This window comes from Halomonas sp. SIMBA_159 (assembly GCF_046536035.1).
In the GTDB taxonomy this organism is placed as follows: Bacteria; Pseudomonadota; Gammaproteobacteria; order Pseudomonadales; family Halomonadaceae; genus Vreelandella; species Vreelandella venusta_A.
The window spans coordinates 1-248 of record NZ_JAWJBT010001221.1 but is presented as its reverse complement, the minus strand read 5'-3'; the positions used below and the strand labels follow the sequence as shown (position 1 = coordinate 248).

The 248-nt window shown below is 53.6% G+C and carries 1 protein-coding gene; it reads left to right on the top strand.

All coding sequences use genetic code 11. From position 1 onward, the window contains the following. A partial coding sequence (locus tag R0J87_RS23155; protein WP_498889300.1) for a glycine--tRNA ligase subunit beta occupies positions 1–248 on the top strand: 248 nt, incomplete at both ends.

Below are 248 nucleotides of genomic sequence, written 5' to 3'. Positions count from 1 at the left end.
CGCTGATTACGAAGAACGTAAGGCGAAGATTAAAGCCGATGCCGAAGAAGCAGCGCGTAAGATTGGCGGTAACGCTGACTTAAGCGAAAGCCTGCTGGAAGAAGTGGCTTCGCTGGTGGAGTGGCCGGTCGTTCTGACCGCAAAATTCGAAGAGAAATTCCTCGCGGTGCCGGCTGAAGCGCTGGTTTACACCATGAAAGGTGACCAGAAATACTTCCCGGTGTATGCGAACGACGGCAAACTGCTGC